At 34.3% G+C, this 20,409-nt stretch carries 16 protein-coding genes, 1 tRNA gene and 1 rRNA gene; 2 read left to right on the forward strand and 16 right to left on the reverse strand.

Annotated features, from left to right (window positions below):
- The first annotated feature begins 163 nt into the window (after window positions 1-163).
- Window positions 164-1,273: an LCP family protein gene (locus tag EPK97_RS19195; protein WP_162038253.1), complete on the forward strand. Its 1,110-nt coding sequence runs from the start codon at window positions 164-166 to the stop codon at window positions 1,271-1,273.
- A gap of 133 nt (window positions 1,274-1,406) precedes the next feature.
- Here the strand turns inward: EPK97_RS19195 and EPK97_RS19200 are convergent, their stop codons facing one another.
- The 5 genes from EPK97_RS19200 to EPK97_RS19220 all read right to left on the reverse strand — a co-directional run bounded on the left by EPK97_RS19200 (window position 1,407) and on the right by EPK97_RS19220 (window position 9,641).
- Entirely contained in the window at window positions 1,407-3,287 is a 1,881-nt protein-coding gene (locus EPK97_RS19200) for an HBL/NHE enterotoxin family protein (RefSeq protein WP_162038254.1), read from the reverse strand.
- A 24-nt stretch (window positions 3,288-3,311) separates the two neighbouring features.
- Window positions 3,312-3,587: a hypothetical protein gene (locus EPK97_RS19205; protein ID WP_162038255.1), complete on the reverse strand. Its 276-nt coding sequence runs from the start codon at window positions 3,585-3,587 to the stop codon at window positions 3,312-3,314.
- Window positions 3,588-3,674: 87 nt separating this feature from the next.
- Entirely contained in the window at window positions 3,675-5,183 is a 1,509-nt protein-coding gene (locus EPK97_RS19210) for an HBL/NHE enterotoxin family protein (RefSeq protein ID WP_162038256.1), read from the reverse strand.
- Between the two features lie 44 nt (window positions 5,184-5,227).
- A complete protein-coding gene (locus EPK97_RS19215) occupies window positions 5,228-6,427 on the reverse strand; it encodes an HBL/NHE enterotoxin family protein (protein WP_162038257.1) in 1,200 nt (399 codons plus the stop codon).
- A 370-nt stretch (window positions 6,428-6,797) separates the two neighbouring features.
- Window positions 6,798-9,641: a peptidase inhibitor family I36 protein gene (locus EPK97_RS19220; protein ID WP_162038258.1), complete on the reverse strand. Its 2,844-nt coding sequence runs from the start codon at window positions 9,639-9,641 to the stop codon at window positions 6,798-6,800.
- Window positions 9,642-10,254: 613 nt separating this feature from the next.
- Between EPK97_RS19220 and EPK97_RS19225 the strand changes: the two genes are divergently transcribed.
- Window positions 10,255-10,812, forward strand: a complete 558-nt coding sequence (locus tag EPK97_RS19225) for a hypothetical protein (protein ID WP_162038259.1) — start codon at window positions 10,255-10,257, stop codon at window positions 10,810-10,812.
- Window positions 10,813-11,069: 257 nt separating this feature from the next.
- Here EPK97_RS19225 and EPK97_RS19230 read toward each other — a convergent pair whose 3' ends face one another.
- The 11 genes from EPK97_RS19230 to rrf all read right to left on the reverse strand — a co-directional run bounded on the left by EPK97_RS19230 (window position 11,070) and on the right by rrf (window position 20,406).
- Window positions 11,070-12,473, reverse strand: coding sequence for a sensor histidine kinase (locus EPK97_RS19230; protein WP_162038260.1), 1,404 nt, complete (start codon window positions 12,471-12,473; stop codon window positions 11,070-11,072).
- Between the two features lies 1 nt (window position 12,474).
- Complete coding sequence (locus tag EPK97_RS19235) at window positions 12,475-13,155, reverse strand: response regulator transcription factor (RefSeq protein ID WP_162038261.1); 681 nt, start codon at window positions 13,153-13,155, stop codon at window positions 12,475-12,477.
- 193 nt (window positions 13,156-13,348) lie between these two features.
- Complete coding sequence (locus EPK97_RS19240) at window positions 13,349-13,510, reverse strand: small acid-soluble spore protein P (RefSeq protein WP_162038262.1); 162 nt, start codon at window positions 13,508-13,510, stop codon at window positions 13,349-13,351.
- A gap of 56 nt (window positions 13,511-13,566) precedes the next feature.
- The gene (locus tag EPK97_RS19245; RefSeq protein ID WP_162038263.1) at window positions 13,567-13,902 is read right to left on the reverse strand and encodes a hypothetical protein; all 336 of its coding nucleotides are present in this window, start codon (window positions 13,900-13,902) and stop codon (window positions 13,567-13,569) included.
- A 104-nt stretch (window positions 13,903-14,006) separates the two neighbouring features.
- Window positions 14,007-14,096, reverse strand: a tRNA-Ser gene (locus tag EPK97_RS19250).
- Window positions 14,097-14,145: 49 nt separating this feature from the next.
- Window positions 14,146-15,426 (reverse strand): serine--tRNA ligase, encoded by a 1,281-nt coding sequence (gene serS, locus EPK97_RS19255; RefSeq protein WP_162038264.1) that lies wholly within the window; start codon window positions 15,424-15,426, stop codon window positions 14,146-14,148.
- Between the two features lie 27 nt (window positions 15,427-15,453).
- Window positions 15,454-16,035, reverse strand: coding sequence for a pyridoxal 5'-phosphate synthase glutaminase subunit PdxT (gene pdxT / locus EPK97_RS19260; RefSeq protein WP_162038265.1), 582 nt, complete (start codon window positions 16,033-16,035; stop codon window positions 15,454-15,456).
- A gap of 39 nt (window positions 16,036-16,074) precedes the next feature.
- Entirely contained in the window at window positions 16,075-16,956 is an 882-nt protein-coding gene (gene pdxS / locus EPK97_RS19265; RefSeq protein ID WP_162038266.1) for a pyridoxal 5'-phosphate synthase lyase subunit PdxS, read from the reverse strand.
- 115 nt (window positions 16,957-17,071) lie between these two features.
- Window positions 17,072-18,391, reverse strand: a complete 1,320-nt coding sequence (locus EPK97_RS19270; protein WP_240903891.1) for a D-alanyl-D-alanine carboxypeptidase family protein — start codon at window positions 18,389-18,391, stop codon at window positions 17,072-17,074.
- 160 nt (window positions 18,392-18,551) lie between these two features.
- Complete coding sequence (gene guaB, locus EPK97_RS19275) at window positions 18,552-20,006, reverse strand: IMP dehydrogenase (protein WP_162038267.1); 1,455 nt, start codon at window positions 20,004-20,006, stop codon at window positions 18,552-18,554.
- A gap of 283 nt (window positions 20,007-20,289) precedes the next feature.
- Window positions 20,290-20,406, reverse strand: a 5S ribosomal RNA gene (gene rrf, locus EPK97_RS19280).
- Window positions 20,407-20,409 lie beyond the last annotated feature (3 nt).

Below are 20,409 nucleotides of genomic sequence, written 5' to 3' on the forward strand. Positions count from 1 at the left end.
CTTCCTAATCATAAAACAATATAAGCCATAAAATCAATATATATTTATACCCATATTTTTATTCCAGGTTTCACATTTCTTATCATATTTAAAATAAAAAAATAAATTGTCATATCATGCAACTTTTTCATACTTATTGTCGTATAACTAATGAGGTGTTTACATGGTAAAAAAGAGTCTACTCATAGGTGTTAGTATTTTTTTAGTTGTTTTTATAAGTATTTTGTATAGGGTGAATACAAGTTTAAATGATACTGAAATTGCTGTTCCAGAATTTAATGAAATTATTGAACCAACAAATGAGTCCACAATTACAACAACTACGTCAAATAAAGAAGAAGAAAAAGAAAAACCAGAGGATTTCTATGCACTTCTAATAGGAATTGATTTTCGTATAGATCCCTTTACGTTAAATACAGATTCCATTATTGTTGCCCATATTATTCCACAAAATAAATCAGTGAAACTGGTTTCAATACCAAGAGATACAAGAGTTAAATTTGATGGTCAACTTTTAAAACTTACTTCATATAGAGATTACAACCCTGAGTATGTTAAAATTAATTCCACTTTTAGCGATGGATACCAACATACTTATATTAATAGTCAAAAAGACCCATCCATTTTATCTGGAGAAAGAATTACTGTGAATCATGTCAAACTTCCAGAGGAATACATAAGTTCAGGAATGGTTGTGTTAAGAGATGAAGTGGAGTCTTTACTAGACATTGAAATTGATTATTCATTTTTGGTTAATTTCCAAACGGTTGTTTCTTTAGTAGATGCAGTAGGCGGGATAAATATTTATGTAGATCGTGAAATGCAATATGACGACTCCGTAGATAATACAAGTATTCATCTAAGTCAAGGACAACAAGTATTAAATGGTCAAAATGCACTTAACTTTGCAAGATTTCGTCAAGATAATCGGGGGGAAGCTTTTTATTCCAGCGATTTTGATCGGAACAGAAGACAACAGGAAGTCATTCAAGCAACGTTAGATAAAATAGCAAGCTGGGAAAATATCAATCAAGTTTTTGAGTTATTAGATATTGTTACAGAAAATTTTAAAACAGATATGAATAAAACAAAAATGTTAATGCTTGTAAAGGATTTTTATGGTATATCAAGTGACTCCATTAGCACAGTACCATTTGATGGAAGTTGGCAAAGTCCATATGTTGTTATTAACGATGAGGCATTAGATAAGCTTCAAAATGATTTTAAATCAATAGAAACAATGAGTGAAAATTCAGATTTAGCTTCACAATAATTTTAATTACATATATTAAATAGAATAGGGTAACCTCTTTCATGGTTACCCTATTCCTAATGAACGTGTCCTATTCAGACTTACGACTTCCCAATTACTCATCATCTTTTTGTTGCAAGTCTTTGTGTAAATATTACTCTCCTACTAAACTTGCACCCCAAGCGTATACTGAATCAGTAGTGTAATTATAACCACCTGGCCATAAAAGTACCGTTACTTTATCACTGTGGTTCGTAAATTCTTTTGATACCTCAAAATATTGCCAATCTTTTGTTACATTAATTGAAATGCTTTTTGATTCACTGTAGTCGGCATTTTGTACTTTTATCGTTGATGTGTGCGGCTGATCCGCTTTTAACCAAATTCCAAACTTATATGTTTTTCCTACGGGGTCAATTTCAGTCTCTTGATAGATTTTATTATTTAAACCAGTAGGCGTGATTTTATTGACTGAAGTATCTGGATATGTCATAACAGGTGAAAGTTCTTTCGTTTTTTCTACTATCGTGTCTTTATACCAATAACTCAAATAACCTTTTGTAAAATCATTTGGTGAATCGAGCAATTGTTTTTTCTTTGTCAATGATACTCCAGATGCATATACATATCCTTGATTTTCAACATCATAACCTGTTGGATAGAGATATACGACTAGATGATCACTATCTAACTCAAAAGGAGCTGTGACTTCATATTTTTTCCATTCCGTTGTGACTGTAAAACTTTGCTGTCCTCCTTCTGTTTGTTCATTGTTTCTTAATCCCAGTGTTACTGTATGTTCATCATCTGCTTTTAGCCATATACTAAATGTATATGCTAGCTTTTTTGGATTTTCAATTATATTGTAATATACATTTTCATCTTGATATTTACCCTCTGAGGTTTCAACTTTCCAAACCTGTTGTCCATGCAATGATTCATTCGAGGCTGTAATCAAGGATTCATTTGTTTTAAACTGATCTAATGATTGAAAAGCTAATATATTTAATGGATCATTGTAAATTATACTATCCTGAAGAGCAAGGGCTATTTGTTCTATATCCTGCCACCTTGAATTCGCTTGATCCATTTGTGGCCTTAATAAAATAGGTTGATCTTCGACATCAGTTTTATTTAATACATTGATAAGAAGTTCAAAGTTATAATCAAGGGCTTCCCATGCATCTCTAATGTTTATTAGTGTCAGAGTATTCGCAACAGTACTGATATTGTCTATTAAGTTTTGCACTTGGCTTTGAAAGTTACGCAATAACTTTATTTTCACATTTGCATCATTTATTTTTGCCTCATCATCTGATATCTCTTGTTGCAATTGATTATTATCATATTTATCTACCCAAGTTACAGTACAACCAAAGTAGTTACAAATTGTAACAGGAGTTTGTTCTTCCATTTTAGCATTTAAATCATCAATATCGTTCTGCAGCAAAACAATTTGATTTTGTTCGTGACTGATTTGTGATTCTGCTTCATTATAATCATCTTGAAAAAGGGAAACATCTGCTGATAATGTATTGTTGAAATCTGTTAATTTTGGTTGTACCTGATCAACAGTTACCAGTTTCTCTGAAATTTCTCCTTTTAAATCAGATAGTAGTGTGATTAACTCTTGACTAGCATTAACATCATCAGGCAACTGATCAATGAGTCCTTTTGCCTGATTATACATGATATCAAAATCATTGCTGTAATCAACAATATCACTAACTACTTCAAACATTTGATTGTTAATATCATATAACCAAGTCTCAGCATGTTCTTTCGCTGCTTGTTGATGGTTGGAAAATTCAGATCCTGAACCTAATGGGTCATCAATAGATCCTTCTTGTAATACGGATATCGCATATTCTTCTAATTGTTGCATCATATTAGAAAGAACATTGACGTTATCTTGCATTTGTTTAGGATCTATTGAAACACCAGCTTCCCCAGATTCTGCAAATGTAGTCGCTGTAAACACCATATTAAAAAGTAACAAAGCAACCAATAATACACTAGTAAATTTTCTTAACACGATATTCACCTCTTCATATGTTATTTAGATCAAATTTGTTAAAATGGACCATAAACCAAATGTTAGGAGAATGATGGTAATTAACGTTTGCAAAACTAAGATTATCAATGTTTTGGAGCGATTTAGTGTGTTTTTCTTAATCAGATTGATAACAACTAATCCATAGATTACTGCTAATAAAAGAGATAAAACACCTACAGCCATTTTTTCTGCAGATATAAACGAAATGGATATGATCCATACAATAAGTAATCCATACTTTAGAGACAATAATAAGTTATAATAGTGTTTATTCATCATACCCTTTTTCTCCTCCTCACTTCATGATGAATCAGTGTCAAACACTTAGGTTTAAGGATATTAACAGGATAAATGATAGTCATTTATTTAATTTGTTATATTTATAGTAGCTGTATCTGAATATACTACACCATCGAATGCCCGTACTTTATACGTGTGTTCACCAGATGGAGCGTCAATACCTGATAATACAATACTTGTATTGGTTACATCGCTCTCTATCACCTGACCATCAAGTAAAATAACATATGTTATTTGATTTCCATTGATCTCAGAAGCAAAAGTAGGTTTATCCCAGCTTAAAGTAACATCACCACCAGCTATACTAGCTGTTAAATTTGTCGGTTCATCAAACTGATATTCGTCAAAATCACTAATCGTTTGAGCGTTTCCGAATGCAGCTAGTAAATCAGTTTGTCTATAAACCTCTCCCCATTTATCATTTGCATTATTAAGATCTGCTTTAGCTAATAATACCAATCTATCTACATTATCATCGGCTTTATTAACGGAGTTAACTAAATCACCGAGTTCATAATCTAACGTAACCCATGTTGATTTAACATCATTAAGCGCAGCTATAGCACTATCAATTTTTTCTACCATTAAAGTTACTTGTTGTTCGGCGATTTTAAAACCAGCGGCTTGTTTTTGCAAATCAGTCAACTCATCCATTGCAGCGTTATACTGTTGTCTAACGTTGTTTATTTGATCCCCGTATACAATGGATGCTGTTGCTGTACCTGCTGTCGCTGTCAACACTCCTCCAGCAACCATTCCTCCTATGATCCATGGAGATGCTTCAGGTGCAACTGCTAATACTAATGCACCTCCAATTAGTAGTGCAGTCCCTGTTCCAGCTACAGCCAGCGTCGCAGTCAATTGTTCATCTCTAAGGGAGTCTAGCTGTCTTTCATAATTTTCAATATCTTGATTCAACTGCTCAATTGCGTAACCATCTTCTCCATTTGCTCCTAAAAATTCATCAAGGATTGATTTATCATCTTTTAAATCCGTGGAGTCACTTGTGAGATCACTACTAAATGATGTCAATTGCTCAATTGTATGATCAACATTTGTTATTTTTTCATTTATATCTGACTGAATCGCATCCATTACAAGTTTGAAATCATCAATATCAGGTGTCCCATCGTCAGAGTACACCCCATCTAAATAATCAATAGCTAAATCTGAATAGGTTTGAAAATCGGATGCATAAGATCTTATATCCAAGTTTAAATCGATTAATTGGGGTTCAAGATCATCCCTCCAATACGTTGCATGCTCTTTCGCTGTTGCCTGATGTACATCAATTGGTACTGTAATTAGTGTTCCAGTACTATCCGTAAATTGAACTTGTTGAATGGTTCCTTGTGATAATATTGTATTTGCATAAATATCAAGTGCAAGCTTGTCGGCTATTAACTGTTGCGCTCTATTTTGGAATTGGGAGGTAGCATCTACTAATGCAGAGTCTTGTTCCCCAGTTTCCTCAACAGGAACCACTTCTTCCGCAAACACATTATATGGTATGGAACTCCCTGCGATGGATAATGCTAATACAGTGGCAGTAATGGTTTTTTTTGTGATTTTCATTTTAACTCTCTCCTTTTATTTTTTAAATTTTTATAATTCCTTACTTATTTTGAATCTAAATCTAATGTTTCTACAGAAGTTTGCAAATTAAGTTGGCTATTAATATAGTCTGCTTGGGCTCTACTGTTTTTCCAGCTTTCTTTTGCATCAAGCAATAGATTTCTTATTTCGTCCGTGCTTATGTTGCTTTCATCAAATTGATCCTTAAGATTTTGAATTCCTTCATATGCACTATCCCATTCTTCATACAAGTCTCTTGTAGAAGTAATAATTCCATCATTTGCATCATAGAAGTTATTTAATTGCATTTGGATGTCATTCAAAACCGCAGCTTGAATTTCAGTTCCCTGTAACCCGAGCCAAATATTCTCATATTCCTCATTTAACTCTCTGATTCTTTCTTGTTTTTCATCTAATGCTATATTTCCAGTAACAGCACCATAAATAATAGTTCCTATTGCTATGCTAACGCCTACAGGACCAAGTAAGGATCCTACTCCTTCCGCTGCTATTTCTAGTGCAATGGTTGATAGTTCTAATCCAACAACTCCAGCCTCTATATATTCTGCTGTTAACACGCTATTTTCCTCTTTAATTTCAGCACCTAAATCATTAAGCTGATCTATTATGATTTCGATCCTCTCATCCTCTAATTCCAAATTATTTAGCGTTGTTGTAGCAGCATATTGGAAATTAAAATGGTCATCCTGCAAATCATCTTTGTATGTCTGAAATGAATACATCGTATCGTTAGTATCATCTCGATATTGTTGAATCTCTCTTTGTATAATATTTAATAATGACAGAAAATCTTGACTTGCTTGATCGTCCCCGGCATCCACTCTATCTAACGTATCCATCAGTACATCATAATAATTAATAAAATCAGTAGCAAAAGCACTAACATCAAGATTTCTTTCAATTAATAAGCTACTTAGATTATTAACATAATCACTAGCATGTTCTCTGGCTATTTGTTGATAGCTAGGCAGATCAGGAAGAATGTCCAATCGGACCGATTCTTGAGTTGATATAGATGTTTTATATGCATCCATAATCAATTTACTAGTTGCAATACTTTTTATTGCTTGTTGCATATTTACAGGTGCAAGTATAACGTCATTTGTATTTACTTCAGCAACTGTTGCTGTTTCAGCTGCAAATGAATAATTCGGCAAGAAAGCACCTGTCGCAAGTGTAAAAGCTAAAGCTGAAGCCGTGAATGTTTTTGTTGTAATTTTCATAATCGCCCTCCAATTTATAATAATTACAATGAAACCTTGTCTTGGCTTAGAAATTTTGTTTATGTTAATGAAATCTTATATATAACAAGGTTTAATATTGTCTTTACATGATAATTAACAAATGTGATAAAAGTATGGGATATTTGTGTTGAAAGTAAGAAGTTTTGATATAAAAGGAGAGGTACTTGATTGTTGTCTTATTTTTCTGATGAAATGTAAGATTTACATATCACCCGAATGGAAAAATCCAAGAGTGGGATGAATCTAATTGTATAACACTGTAATGGTCCAATATGAAGAGGAGCAGTCCACTGTGTGAATGTATAAACATTTCACTAGTTGAAACTGCTCCTCTTATTAGTTTCTTATATTACAAATCTTCAACTATGATAGAACTTACAGCATTATTTCCAATGCTAGTGGTGCTAAAATCTGGAAGGTAGCGAGTTCCACCGACTTCATCAATAAACTCTTCACTATTTCCGCCAAAATTAGGATCTTCGTACACTGTTGCTTTATAACCGACAACAAATATTGAACTTAGTGTATTTTCTTGAAAGTCAATTATATCTGTTGATCTATATTCTCCAGGCGATGTTATTTTCTTGTATCCGCCATTCGGAACGTAATTAGTATCATTCATTAAATAAACACCTTTTCCAAAAACTTTAAACGATGAAGTTACATTATCCCCTACATTTCCAGTACCACTCCCCAAGTTAGGATCTCTGTGTCTAATGGCTTGAAATCTACCTTCATAATTGGTGTGCTGATATAATGCAACACCATAGTTTCCAATAGTTAACACGGATGATAATCTATCATTAGGGAATCCACCATCACAAATTGTAATATTGCCACAATTCCAGTTCTTGTAAACTTTATGATCACCTGAATAATTAAAGCCTCTGAAAAAATGGACACCTTCACCACTTATAAGTTTTAATGATGAAGCTTGGTTGTCACCAACGCTGCCTAAACTTCCCCAATCCTCTTTAATTACTGTGTTTGAACCTCCATAGTTAGCATCCTTATATAGGACTACTGCATATGGACCATTCACTTTCACTGATGATATATCGTCGTTTGCTATACCTGATGATGGTAAGTTCAAACTTCTTATAGTTTCAATATACTCACCATACTTTACATTTTGGATCAGTGCGTACTCACCTGTATAATCTGATCCAGAAAATATATAGGCACCATCTTCCTGGCCTGTTACCTTTACAGAAGATACAGTATCCGCTCCTATAATCTTATCATTAAAATCACGAACATAAGCATATCCGTCATCCTCTGTGAAAATCGTTTGCGCATACCCTCCATAGTTTATGTCAGGAAAAAGTTGGACAAGTACATCCCCTTGAACTAACATTGAAGATAACTCGTTATCAAAATTATAATCACTTAAACTTAATCGTTGATCCTTACTTACTGTAATACAATCCCCGTTGAATCCTGTGCTTGAATACAAAAATGCAGTATCTGTTACTGTAAAATTATTAGGAATACTAGTAGCTGGTCCTACAATTGATTTACCATTGTAAAGCACTATTTGCACAATATAGAAATCTTCATTTGAATTTTCCATTAATAAGTCATATAACTCAGGAGATAAGTTTATAGAATTACTTTCCCCTTCAAACTGACCCATCAATTCCCCACCCGCAGCTGGGTCTCCAAGATATATATTATAATAATTTCTTTCCCCAGCAGGAATTTGCTGATTTGACAAATTAATAGGGATAGAACAACCAATTGCCATATTTCTAAAAGATGCGGCTGTTAAAGACACCGTTTCGGTAACTGTATTACTAGGGAGTGACACCGTTTTATAAAATATTCTTGTATCAAATACATTATCATTACGAAATGATCTTACCCAATACATATTAGCTTTTTCAGGCTCTATATTCGCATCAATCCAACTTGTTCCTGATGGATCAAAGATAACTCCAGCAATACTATCATTTTTATAGACTAGAAAACCTTCCACATTCGGATCTGTCACTTGATCCCAAGAAAGTGTTGTTGTTAAGTTTCGAAAATCTGATTTAGCTTTTAAATTTTGAGGTGCTTCTAATGATGCATCTACTGGAAAAATAGGTACTTCCATCGTAGCGTACGTTTGATTCGTCATTTTTACAATATAAGAGTTCATATCAGGTCTAAGTCCATAATCATCTAAAAGAAGAAAAGCAATAGAAAGTTCGCTGAAATTAGGTGCATTTGAATAATTCACTTTTGTTTGTGTGACTAAATTATATACAGCCCATTTATATGAATTTTCTCCTGAACTCGATCCAAAATCAGCTGTGAAATTCTCTGATGTATTAGATTGCACTGTTCTAGTAAATGCATATGATCGTGAATCTGAATAATTGTAACTCAAGGTAAGACTCGCTGTCCACCCTGTTTCTACTCCTACTTCAGTAACTGAAGATCTATATTCTACGCCAGTCTCCACTCCGAATCCATGGGTAAGAACCGCTTGTTCTTGCTCTGCCGTAGATAAACCATAAGATCTATCGAAGCTAACATGTGCTGGTCCTCCTGTTGCTTGATATCCTTCTCTAGCTAACTCCCACCATTCCTCAACATCTAATGTGAGATTCTGAGCAAAGTATGAATTTTTATCTAGTAAAAGTGTAAGCTGTTCTGGAGTATCATCCATTGGTGGAAATTCATATATAAATTGCTGTGTAGCTGGATTATAAATAGCTTTGAACGTATCAATATCAGGATCATATTCATTTAATGCGGTATTTAAAACGCTTATTGATTCTCCTGAGAGATTTTCATAATAATCAGAATTATAGTAATGATCATTGTTTCCTGTAAATATATCAAAATTAACCGGTACATATTCCACTGGGTCTATTCCTTGGAAAATAGTTCTATTTTCATACGTATCAAATGGAAATGCTTGATCTGCTTCAAGAGCAGGAACTTCAAGATGAGGTGCTACGTAACCATCATTACTACTACTATCACTCAAATCCTTATTACTACTAGTACCACTCAAATCTTTATTATGAGTAGTTTCTATTGCTGCTGTTGCTTCAGGCAAATATACCTGATAGGTACCATAATCTACCTCCACATATTCTTCTGCATTTACCTCTGTAGCAGCGAATAAGCTCATTGTGATCAAAAGGAATAAATAGATCGCACAAATCCTTAAACTAGTATCTTTTTTAAACATTAACATGATTAATTCCTCTCTCCTATAAATAAATTTGTTTCAGAAACAATTACTTGATGATTAGCTTGTTTAACATGATAATGAACAAATGTGATAGAAGTATGGGATGTTTGTGATGAAAGTAAGAAAATTTTATATGAAAGGAGAGATCCCCCCGAATAGGAAAACCCACTCCAATAGTTATATTTAGGTTAGGTGAGTGAAGCAGTTGAAATTAAAAGGACCACACATATTAGATATATCTAATATGTGTGGTCTAATTTATTATTGTTGGTTTTGAATAAAGTTTGATCAAAAACCTCACGCAAACCCACATTCTATGGCTAGCAAAAAGAATCCATTTTGAAAAAAAGCTTGATCAAAATGGATTCTAAATTTGAGATCGACTATTTAATTTTTATAAAAAAGTTTGATCATTCTATTGTCTATCTTCTTCTACAATTACGCTAGATTGTGAAAGATCAAACTTGTAAAAGTGTTGTATTCTTTCAGGCTTTATTAACCATTTCATAGAATCTGCAATTTTTACCATCACGTCTTTAAAAAAAATTATAAACCTCTGCCGATATTACATGGATATATGATTTATAATGAATATATATAATAGAGAGGTGATAACTTGAAAAAAATATGTATCGTGTTTATGCTAACTTTTATATTGTTTGGGTGTTCGAATGAAGTTCAGGAAACGAATGTCACAGAAAGTATATCATTAGAAGAACAAATCACCAAAGTTATGTCAGAAAACGGATTAAACAATGAAGAAATTATTGATTATGACATTAAAGATAATTTTATTTACGTTATTTTTAAAAATAAACATGAATATAGTGACAATCATAATCCTGATTTAGTTATTTTAAAGAATAGTAATGGAAAATTAGAATGGATAGCAGGTCCAGATGACCGTACCCTGTCAATAGGTTTTGGGGAAGTGAGTGCTTTGATATTTGGAAGGGATCAAGGTTCATCTGTAACAATACTTTTACCAAATGCTATATCTCCAGAAGAAGATACGAATGTAAAAGTAGTTAAAGTCTTAGGAGAACCTGCTAAAGCAGTAACGTACATAAGAGAATTTGCTGATTATTTTTCCAAACAATATATGTATTGGATTGCCTACACAGAAGAAGAGCCTACACCCGAAGATTTTGAAATTATAATGTGGAATGAATGATTATCAGTTTTTCTCTATTTCAACAAATGGTGTGCAATTTTAGGCATATAAACTTTTTCACGTAATCCCTTATTTTCGTATCAACCTACTAAAACTAGCCATGTAATTGGTATTTTCTTTAGGGGTAGGGACTACCCTTATAGCTTGGTAAATATAGATAGCTAATAAAAGTATCTAGTTCCCAAGAAGAACCCACTTCAAACACCAAAGGTGTTAAGTGGTGTGTAGTTCACTAGACAAGTACAACTCAGATATTCTTAATTCTCCATAATCGGCAGCGTAATATGAACTTGAGTTCCTTTCCCCTCTTTACTTGCAAATGAAATACTCCCCTCATGGGCAGCTACAATTTGTTTTACGATCGCTATTCCTAAACCCGTCCCGCCATCTTTTCTTGTTCGTGCTTTATTAATGCGATAAAAACGTTCTCCTAAATGACTCAAGTGTTCTTCACTTATTCCTATTCCTGTATCTGTTATAACAAGCTCGCATTGATTATTACCCTGTTGATGTAATTCAACAGAAATTTTCCCACCGCTCAGTGTATAATTCACTGCGTTGTCCATAATATTATGAATAATTTGTTCGATTCGATCTTCATCTGCATCAATAATAATTTCTGGGTCTATAGAAGTATTAAGTGTAATTTCTTTTTCTAACAATATTGGCTCATATATCGCAATAGATTCTTCAATCAATTGGGCAAATACAAGAGGTTGCTTTGATAAAGGATACGCATTTTTCTCTAACTTCGATAGATCGAGTAAATCCTGTACAAGACGTTGCATACGTGACGCTTCACGATGAATCAGCTTTATATATTTTTGTTCGTCCTCACTTGATTTAACAACACGATCAATTATAGCCTCACTGTAACCTTTTACATAACTAAGAGGCGTACGAAGTTCATGAGAAACATTTGCAAGGAAGTCCTTTTTTCGATCATCCTCCTCTGCTATAGCAATCGCCATATTGTTAAATGCATGTCCAAGCTTGCCTATTTCATCATTTGTAGTGACTTTAACACGCTCTAGATAGTTTCCTTGCGACATGTGAAAAGTCGCATTCTCTAGTTTCTGAAGTGGTCTAGTTAATTTTGTAATAACAATTCTTCCTATTATGATTAAGAACAATATATATAAAATTGCAAAAGTAATCCAAATACTCGTAATATCACTTATCATTTCCGTTACTTTTGCTAAGGGACTATATAAATAAAGTATGCCTTTTAACCTGTTACCATCTAATAAAGGAACGAGTACACCCATAATTTGATGACCAATCTTTGATTCATAGCCTATTATGGATACAATTTCTCCATTTAATAATTGCTCTCTTTCAGCTTCATTTACGTAAGATTCATAATCATGATCGAATGGAAATCTGACCCCTAATTCTTGAGGATCTGTAACTAGTAAGACCTCTGGTTCAAACATGAGATTAAACCAATGAATTTGATCCATGAATCGAGGTGTTATATCCCCACCAGTATAATTTGTAGCAAGTCTAGAACCTTCCTCTTCTAATGTTTTTCTTAAATTTTCAACATAGTACTTTTGATAAAAGTAATTTGATAATAAGTAAGAAAATATAATTGTTGAAATGATTGCAAGACTAATGATAATCCAAATCTTTTGTCCTAATGTCAAATGTTTTATCATTTTACACCTCTAATTTATAACCAATTCCCCATATCGTTTGAATTGATTCACCTAAACTTCCCATTTTGATTCTAAGCGTTTTTACATGGGTATCCACTGTTCTTTCCCCACCTATATAATCAAAGCCCCATACACTATCTAACAATTGCTCACGACTTAGAGCTTGTCCTCTATTTTTACAAAGAAATAGGAGTAAATCAAATTCCTTTAAAGTTAATGGAATTGGCTCACCATGTATTCGTACTTTACGACCTTTCTCATCAATATGTATTAAACCGAATTGTTGGAATAGTTTTTCTTCAGTCTGTTTATCATGATTAAATCGACGTAACACTGCATCAATACGAGCAACTAATTCACCTGGACTAAATGGTTTTACAATGTAATCATCAGCACCTAATTTCAAACCGTGAACACGATCCCATTCCTCTCCTCTTGCTGTTAAAAATATAATGGGGATGTTAGACTTTTCACGTACTTTCTTACAAAATGTAAATCCATCCATTTCAGGCATCATGACATCAAGAATTATAATATCAATACGTTCTGTTTCGAGAATGAAAAAAGCTTCTTTTCCATTTGAAGCATGAAAGGTTTCAAAACTTGAAGTGTCTAAATACATTTGTATTAAATTTCTTAACTCTATTTCATCATCAACAACTAACACGTTTTTATCAGTCATCACTGCTCACCTTCTTTAGTGAATGTTAGACTTGATTTTATCACATTTTCCAATAAATGTGTGTATTTTGATGTTATTTGGTGGTAAATAAATATTATAATTGATTAACATAGAAAACTCTCTGTTTTAAATATTTATTATATTCTTAAAGTGTAAAAAAACCTATGAAAAAATCCATAGGTTTTTCTGTTAATTACACTCCTCCAAACCCTTCTCCGTGATTGGCTCTGGAATGATTTTTGTTTTTTGCTTTTTTTGAACCAGATAACGCCTCACCTTTTGCATCCTGTACCTGTTCTAATTTACGCTCTGTGTATTGGTGGGGATTCTCTGGTGTTAAACGTTCATTAGACATTTAAATCCTCCTTTATACAAGTAAAAGTAATAGTTCGATCATAAAATCGCAATAAACTACTTAGATTGTAAAGTCTGAGCACATTCATGGATATGTCTTACATAATCTTCTGCCAACGTTTGAATCACTTCATTATGCTCATCAATCGCTTTATTATTTTGTTCAACATCAATTAAAGAAACATCCACTTTTCTTTCGTCCTCGTATGCACATCGGAAATCAAACGTATACATCGCATGTCCTGCTGTTGAAATATGAATGTTTAAAGCATTAGAATTTGCATTATCTAAACTAATATCCACTGAATCTGTTTTATTTAATATTGTCGGTAATGTACTTTGCCAATTTTGTAAAAGCTGTTCTGAATTGATCGTTAGTGCTTCATTATCCATGTTTACACCTCCGCTTCATTAATTTGCGATAACGGAGGATCATTTATTCAAAAAAAGCAAAAAAAAACAAGCATCGATTAGATACTTGATGTTTGTGATTTATATGGCGGAGAGGGTGGGATTTGAACCCACGGAAGAGTCCCCCCTTCGCTGGTTTTCAAGACCAGTGCCTTAAGCCGCTCGACCACCTCTCCTTGCGTCACAAGAAGTATTGTAACACAGATCTTTTATTCAATGCAAGTCTTATTTAATAGAAATTTCTCTTACATGATTCATATATGGTTGAAGTACTTCTGGAATCTTTACAGTACCGTCTGCTTGCTGATAATTCTCTAATATGGCAGCAACTGTTCTACCGATCGCTAAACCAGATCCATTTAATGTATGAACAAATTCTGGTTTGGATTTATGATCCCTGCGAAAGCGAATACCTGCTCTTCTGGCTTGATAATCTTCACAGTTACTACATGAAGAAATTTCACGGTACATTTTACTTTGTGGCAACCATACTTCTAAATCGTAAGTTTTAGCCGCTGTAAAACCAATATCTCCTGTACATAACGATAAAATACGATATGGCAATTTAAGAAGCTGTAAAACCTTCTCTGCGTTCTCTGTTAGCTTTTCAAGCTCATCATAAGAATCCTCTGGTTTAACAAACTTTAATAATTCAACCTTATTAAATTGATGTAAACGAATTAAACCTCTTGTGTCTCTACCTGCTGAGCCAGCCTCAGATCTAAAACAAGCACTATAGGCTACATAATTTTTAGGAAGATCATCTGCTGATAAAATCTCTTCTCTATAGAAGTTCACTACAGGTACTTCAGCGGTAGGAGTCAGAAAGTATTCATCATTTTCTAGCTTAAATGCATCTTCTTCAAACTTGGGTAATTGACCAGAACCAACCATGCTGTCACGATTCACAACCATTGGAGGTAACATTTCTTCATACCCATGCTCAGTACAGTGTAAATCCATCATAAAGTTGATTAAAGCACGTTCTAAACGAGCACCTAAACCTTTATAAAATAAAAATCTAGAACCAGATACTTTAGCACCTGCTTCAAAGTTTACAATATCAAGATTGGTTGCAATATCCCAATGAGCTTGTGGTTCAAAATCAAATGTTGGAACATCTCCCCATCTACGAATCTCTACATTATCATCCTCATCCTTACCAACTGGAACGGAAGCATGTAAAATATTGGGTAACGTTAATAAGAGTTGCTCTAGTTGAGATTCGATTCCTCTTAACTCTTCATCTAACGTTTTAATTTGATCAGAAACCTCTCTCATTTCTTTGATGAGATCGTCGGCATTTTCTCCGGCTTTTTTCTTTTTTGCAACATCTTGTGAAACAACATTGCGTTGGTTTTTCAACTGTTCAGCTTGCTGAAGCAATTCTCTGCGTTTGATATCTAACTCCGTAAAACTAGCTATGTCATTCAATGGATGACCACGATGTTTTAATGCAGTCTCCACTGTTTCAAAATCATTTCTAAATCGTTTAATATCTAACAAAAAAATCCTTCCTTCCGCAAATGGCAGTTACTTCACTAAGGAAAATTGTTTCACCATATTAATAAAATAGCTATGCAAACGACAATCATTCGTAAGTTCTGGATGGAAGGAAGCAGCTAATAGGTGACCCTGTCTAGCAGCTACAATTTTTCCGTTATATTCAGAAAGCACTTCAACCTCTGATCCTACTTCTTCAATTAAAGGAGCACGAATAAATACCGCTCTAAGGGGTGATTCAAGACCTGTAATTGGTAAGTCAGCTTCAAAGCTTTCCCTTTGACGTCCAAATGCATTTCTAGCTACCTTCATATCCATTAAACCTATATGATTCTCACTTTTCCCCACAACTTCTTTAGCAAGTAAAATCATACCGGCACATGTACCAAAAATGGGTTTCCTCTGTTTAGAAAACTCATTTAACTTCTCAATAAAACCATATAATTTCATTAAACGACCAATTGTTGTGCTCTCTCCACCTGGAATGATGATCCCATCAATCTCATCGCATTGATCGGCTGATTTAATGATAATCGCTTCTGCACCGGCATCTTCAATCATTTTCAAATGTTCTTTCACTGCTCCCTGTAGAGCAAGTACACCTATTTTCACAGCTGTCCCTTCTTTCTTACATGGAAAAAATAAACCTTATTACCAACCGCGCTCTTGCATTCTTTCAGATTTATCAAGTTTTGAAATTTCGATCCCCTTCATAGGAGTACCAAGATTCTTAGATACTTTTACTAATAAGTCATAATCTGTATAATGTGTAGTTGCTTCTACAATTGCTTTTGCAAATTTCTCAGGATTATCAGATTTAAATATACCTGAACCTACAAATACACCATCTGATCCAAGATGCATCATTAAAGCAGCATCAGCTGGAGTTGCAACGCCACCTGCAGCAAAATTAACAACAGGAAGTTTACCTGATTCATGTACTTCTAGGATTAGCTCATAAGGAGCACCTAAATTTTTAGCTTCTGTCATCAATTCATCTTTTGACATGTTTTTAACTTTACGAATTTGGGAAATCATCATTCTCATATGACGAACGGCTTCAACAATATTTCCTGTTCCCGGTTCACCCTTTGTACGAATCATGGATGCACCTTCTCCAATACGTCTTAGCGCTTCTCCTAAATCTCTTGCTCCACAAACGAATGGTACTGTGAATTCATCTTTTTGAGTATGGAATACTTCATCAGCAGGAGTCAGTACTTCACTTTCATCGATATAATCTACTCCCATTGCTTCTAACATTTTTGCTTCAACAAAATGTCCAATACGAGATTTTGCCATAACTGGAATAGAAACGACCTTCATGACTTCCTCCATCACTGTTGGATCCGCCATTCTAGCTACTCCACCAGCTGCACGAATATCAGATGGTACTCGTTCTAATGCCATAACTGCTGATGCTCCAGCAGCTTCCGCGATTTTTGCTTGCTCTGCATTCATAACGTCCATAATGACGCCACCCTTTTGCATGTCTGCCATACCTCTTTTAACACGTGATGTACCTGTTTCCATATTCTTTCCTCCCAATGTATATAAATAATAAAATTAACATAAATCCCTAAAAAATAATTTTACCTTAAGCCTCCTCATTATACAACAAAACAACTTATTTAAATTAGTTTAATGTTTAAAAAATTCCTTTAATTCCTTCAAAAATATCTGCAAAAAAGTCTTTAATTGCTCTTAATAAAAGTCTAAACCAGCTTGCTTTCTCAACATCTTCTGCAGCTATTAGGTTAATCGTACCTTCAACAGGTTCAGATAATTTATCATATTTTACTTTTAATGTCCCTACTACATCACCTTGTTGAATAGGTGCAATCAAATCTTCTTCAGGTAGTATTGTGGTTTCAAATTGAATATTTTCCAAGGATTCACCTTTTTCAACAACTAACTCCAAACCGGATTCAGTTTGAATCGCAACTTCCAATTCAATCCCTTTTTTAACAGGAACTGTTTTAATATCATCTAATTCACTTTTTGCTGCAACTACCGTTTTAATTTCAAAATTATTGAAACCATAATCCATTAGCTTTCTTGTTTCTTCAAAACGGGCTGGCTTTGATTCAGTATTCATGACAACACTAATTAATCGAATACCGTCACGTTCAGCCGTCGCTGTAAAACAAAATCCAGCCTCTGTCGTAGAACCTGTTTTTAAACCGTCTAACCCTTCATAAGCAATACTGCTAAAGTTATTATTATAAGATTTCCAACCTTCAAGCATCCAATTCCAATTTTCAAATTGGCGTGTACTGTTATCCCCTTTTCTTAAATATGCTGTTGGAGTACTCGAAACTTCTAACGTTTCTGGAAAATCTAACACAATTCTTCTTGCTAATTTGGCTAAATCCGCCGCGGATATGATAGTTTTGCCCGTTGTAGGAGCTAATTCTTTTAATTCCTCATTGGGTAGACCTGTTGCATTCGCAAAAAATGCTGTGTCTGACATATCCATTTCTTTTGCTTTCTGATTCATCATATTCACAAAATTCTCTTCTGATCCTGCAACAAATTCAGCTAATGCTACTGCTCCGTCATTCCCAGAATAAATGGCCATGTATCGAAATAAATCTTCAACTGTATAAGTATGTCCTTGTGCTAATAATGCACCTGATCCTGGGATTGCATCAGCTTTTGAAGAAATGGTTACTGAATCATCCCACTGAATTCTACCTTCTTTAATACTTTCTAATACTAAGTATTCTGTCATCATTTTTGCCATACTTGCAGGAGGCAAAGGTTCATTTGCAAACTCATTTTGATATAAAACTTGCCCTGTACTTGCTTCAATTAAAATGGTTGATTTTGCATTAATATTTAATGGTGGTTGAGTGCTCTCAGCTGCATAACTTTGATTTGCTGAAAACATAGACATTACAAAGAGATTTAACATTAAGGATAAACATAAATAAATTCCAATTTTTTTTAGTACTAACGGTTTCAAATGTGTCACTTCCCCCATAGACATTTTTCTACATCTTTTTTATTGTATCATATGGATATACACAAAAAAAGACAGGTACAATGCCCTGTCTATAAGAATATAACGGTAATTTATGGTGGATTCATTTTTCTCTATTTTTTAGGCTAATTTTATATCATATTTAAAGTGAATAATTCGGAGCTTCTTTCGTAATCTGTACATCATGTGGATGACTTTCTCTTAGTCCTGCCCCTGTTATTTTAATAAACTGTGCATTGTTTTTTAAGTCCTCAATGTTCGGTGTTCCACAATACCCCATACCTGAACGCAATCCACCAAGTAGTTGATAGATCGTATCTGCTAATGGTCCTTTATATGCAACACGTCCTTCAATTCCTTCAGGGACTAGTTTACTTTCATTTTCTTGGAAGTATCGATCTTTACTTCCCTCTTTCATAGCGCCTAATGAACCCATACCACGATAAACTTTAAATCTTCTACCCTGGAAGATTTCTGATTCTCCTGGACTCTCTTCAGTACCAGCAAACAAACTACCTATCATCACAGCGCTAGCACCTGCTGCAAGTGCTTTTACAATATCCCCTGAATATTTCAGTCCCCCATCTGCAATAATAGGTACATTGTATTCTCTAGCAACCGTGGCACAATCATAAACTGCTGTAATTTGTGGTACTCCTATCCCAGCAATTACACGTGTTGTACAGATCGAACCTGGGCCAATACCTACCTTTACCATAGTAGCTCCTGCTTCGATTAAATCCTTGGTTCCCTGACTTGTGGCTACGTTACCAGCACAAATAGGTAATTCAGGATACTTCTCGCGAATTTCTTTCACTGTTTTTAATATATTAATATGCTGACCATGAGCGGAATCCACTACAATTAGGTCAATTCCAGCTTCAACTAAAGCAGCCGTTCTCTCCTTCACATCACTTGAAACACCAACAGCAGCAGCACACAATAATCTGCCTTGATTATCTTTCCCAGCGTTAGGAAATTGAATGGCTTTCTCAATATCTTTTATCGTAATAAGTCCCTTTAAAACATTATTCTCGTTAACAAGAGGTAACTTTTCTATTTTATGTTTCTGTAATAAACCCTCTGCATCCTGAAGTGTTGTACCAACTGGTGCAGTGACTAAATCCTCTTTTGTCATCACTTCACTAATTTTAATGGAATAATTATGAACAAACCTCAAATCACGATTCGTTAAGATTCCAACTAATTTATTTGATTCATCTACAATTGGGACCCCAGAAATTCTATACTTACTCATTAACTCTTCTGCATCATAGACATGATGATCTGGCGTTAAAGAAAATGGATTGGTAATAACTCCACTTTCTGAACGTTTCACCCGATCAACCTCTAACGCCTGTTTTTCAATTGACATATTTTTATGAATAACCCCTATACCGCCTTCTCTTGCGATAGCAATAGCTAACTTAGATTCAGTAACAGTGTCCATAGCAGAGCTTATAAACGGAATATTGAGCTGAATAGGCCCTAGCTTAGTTTTAATATCAATTTCTTTTCCGAAAACCTCTGATTTAGATGGTATTAGCAATACATCATCAAAGGTTAAGCCTTCTTTTGCAAACTTTGTTTCCCACACGATTATAAAATCCTCCTTAAAATTAAATACCTTCCCGTAAGTATTGTTACATATCATAACAAAATGGCATTTTTAATGTCAAGATGCTTTTCAAATCAGGATGATTTGATGCATCGTTGACCACACGGATGTGGTCGATCTTAGATGTAATTCTTCAGATAGGTTGTAGGTTAATCCTATCCCTTTTGCCGAGCATTAAGCCAATATGAAGATGGATAGTTTTACTCCAATAACAAAAAAAAGACACCATAGTGATTACATTCACTACAGTGTCTTTGGTTTAGCTTGGCAACGTCCTACTCTCCCAGGACCTTGCGGTCCAAGTACCATCGGCGCTGGAGGGCTTAACGGTCGTGTTCGGTATGGGTACGCGTGGTACCCCTCCGCCATCATCACCAAACAT

Origin of the sequence: Chengkuizengella sediminis, from assembly GCF_010078385.1 — a bacterium.
In the GTDB taxonomy this organism is placed as follows: domain Bacteria; phylum Bacillota; class Bacilli; order Paenibacillales; family KCTC-33759; genus Chengkuizengella; species Chengkuizengella sediminis.

Excerpts from the sequence above, each read along its gene's own strand:
- EPK97_RS19195 (WP_162038253.1), top strand. The coding sequence starts at position 164 with ATGGTAAAAAAGAGTCTACTCATAGGTGTTAGTATTTTTTTAGTTGTT.
- EPK97_RS19205 (WP_162038255.1), bottom strand. The coding sequence starts at position 3,587 with ATGATGAATAAACACTATTATAACTTATTATTGTCTCTAAAGTATGGA.
- EPK97_RS19215 (WP_162038257.1), bottom strand. The coding sequence starts at position 6,427 with ATGAAAATTACAACAAAAACATTCACGGCTTCAGCTTTAGCTTTTACA.
- EPK97_RS19240 (WP_162038262.1), bottom strand. The coding sequence starts at position 13,510 with ATGTCTAATGAACGTTTAACACCAGAGAATCCCCACCAATACACAGAG.
- EPK97_RS19220 (WP_162038258.1), bottom strand. The coding sequence starts at position 9,641 with ATGTTAATGTTTAAAAAAGATACTAGTTTAAGGATTTGTGCGATCTAT.
- EPK97_RS19235 (WP_162038261.1), bottom strand. The coding sequence starts at position 13,155 with ATGACTGATAAAAACGTGTTAGTTGTTGATGATGAAATAGAGTTAAGA.
- EPK97_RS19245 (WP_162038263.1), bottom strand. The coding sequence starts at position 13,902 with ATGGATAATGAAGCACTAACGATCAATTCAGAACAGCTTTTACAAAAT.
- pdxS (WP_162038266.1), bottom strand. The coding sequence starts at position 16,956 with ATGGAAACAGGTACATCACGTGTTAAAAGAGGTATGGCAGACATGCAA.
- EPK97_RS19230 (WP_162038260.1), bottom strand. The coding sequence starts at position 12,473 with ATGATAAAACATTTGACATTAGGACAAAAGATTTGGATTATCATTAGT.
- EPK97_RS19210 (WP_162038256.1), bottom strand. The coding sequence starts at position 5,183 with ATGAAAATCACAAAAAAAACCATTACTGCCACTGTATTAGCATTATCC.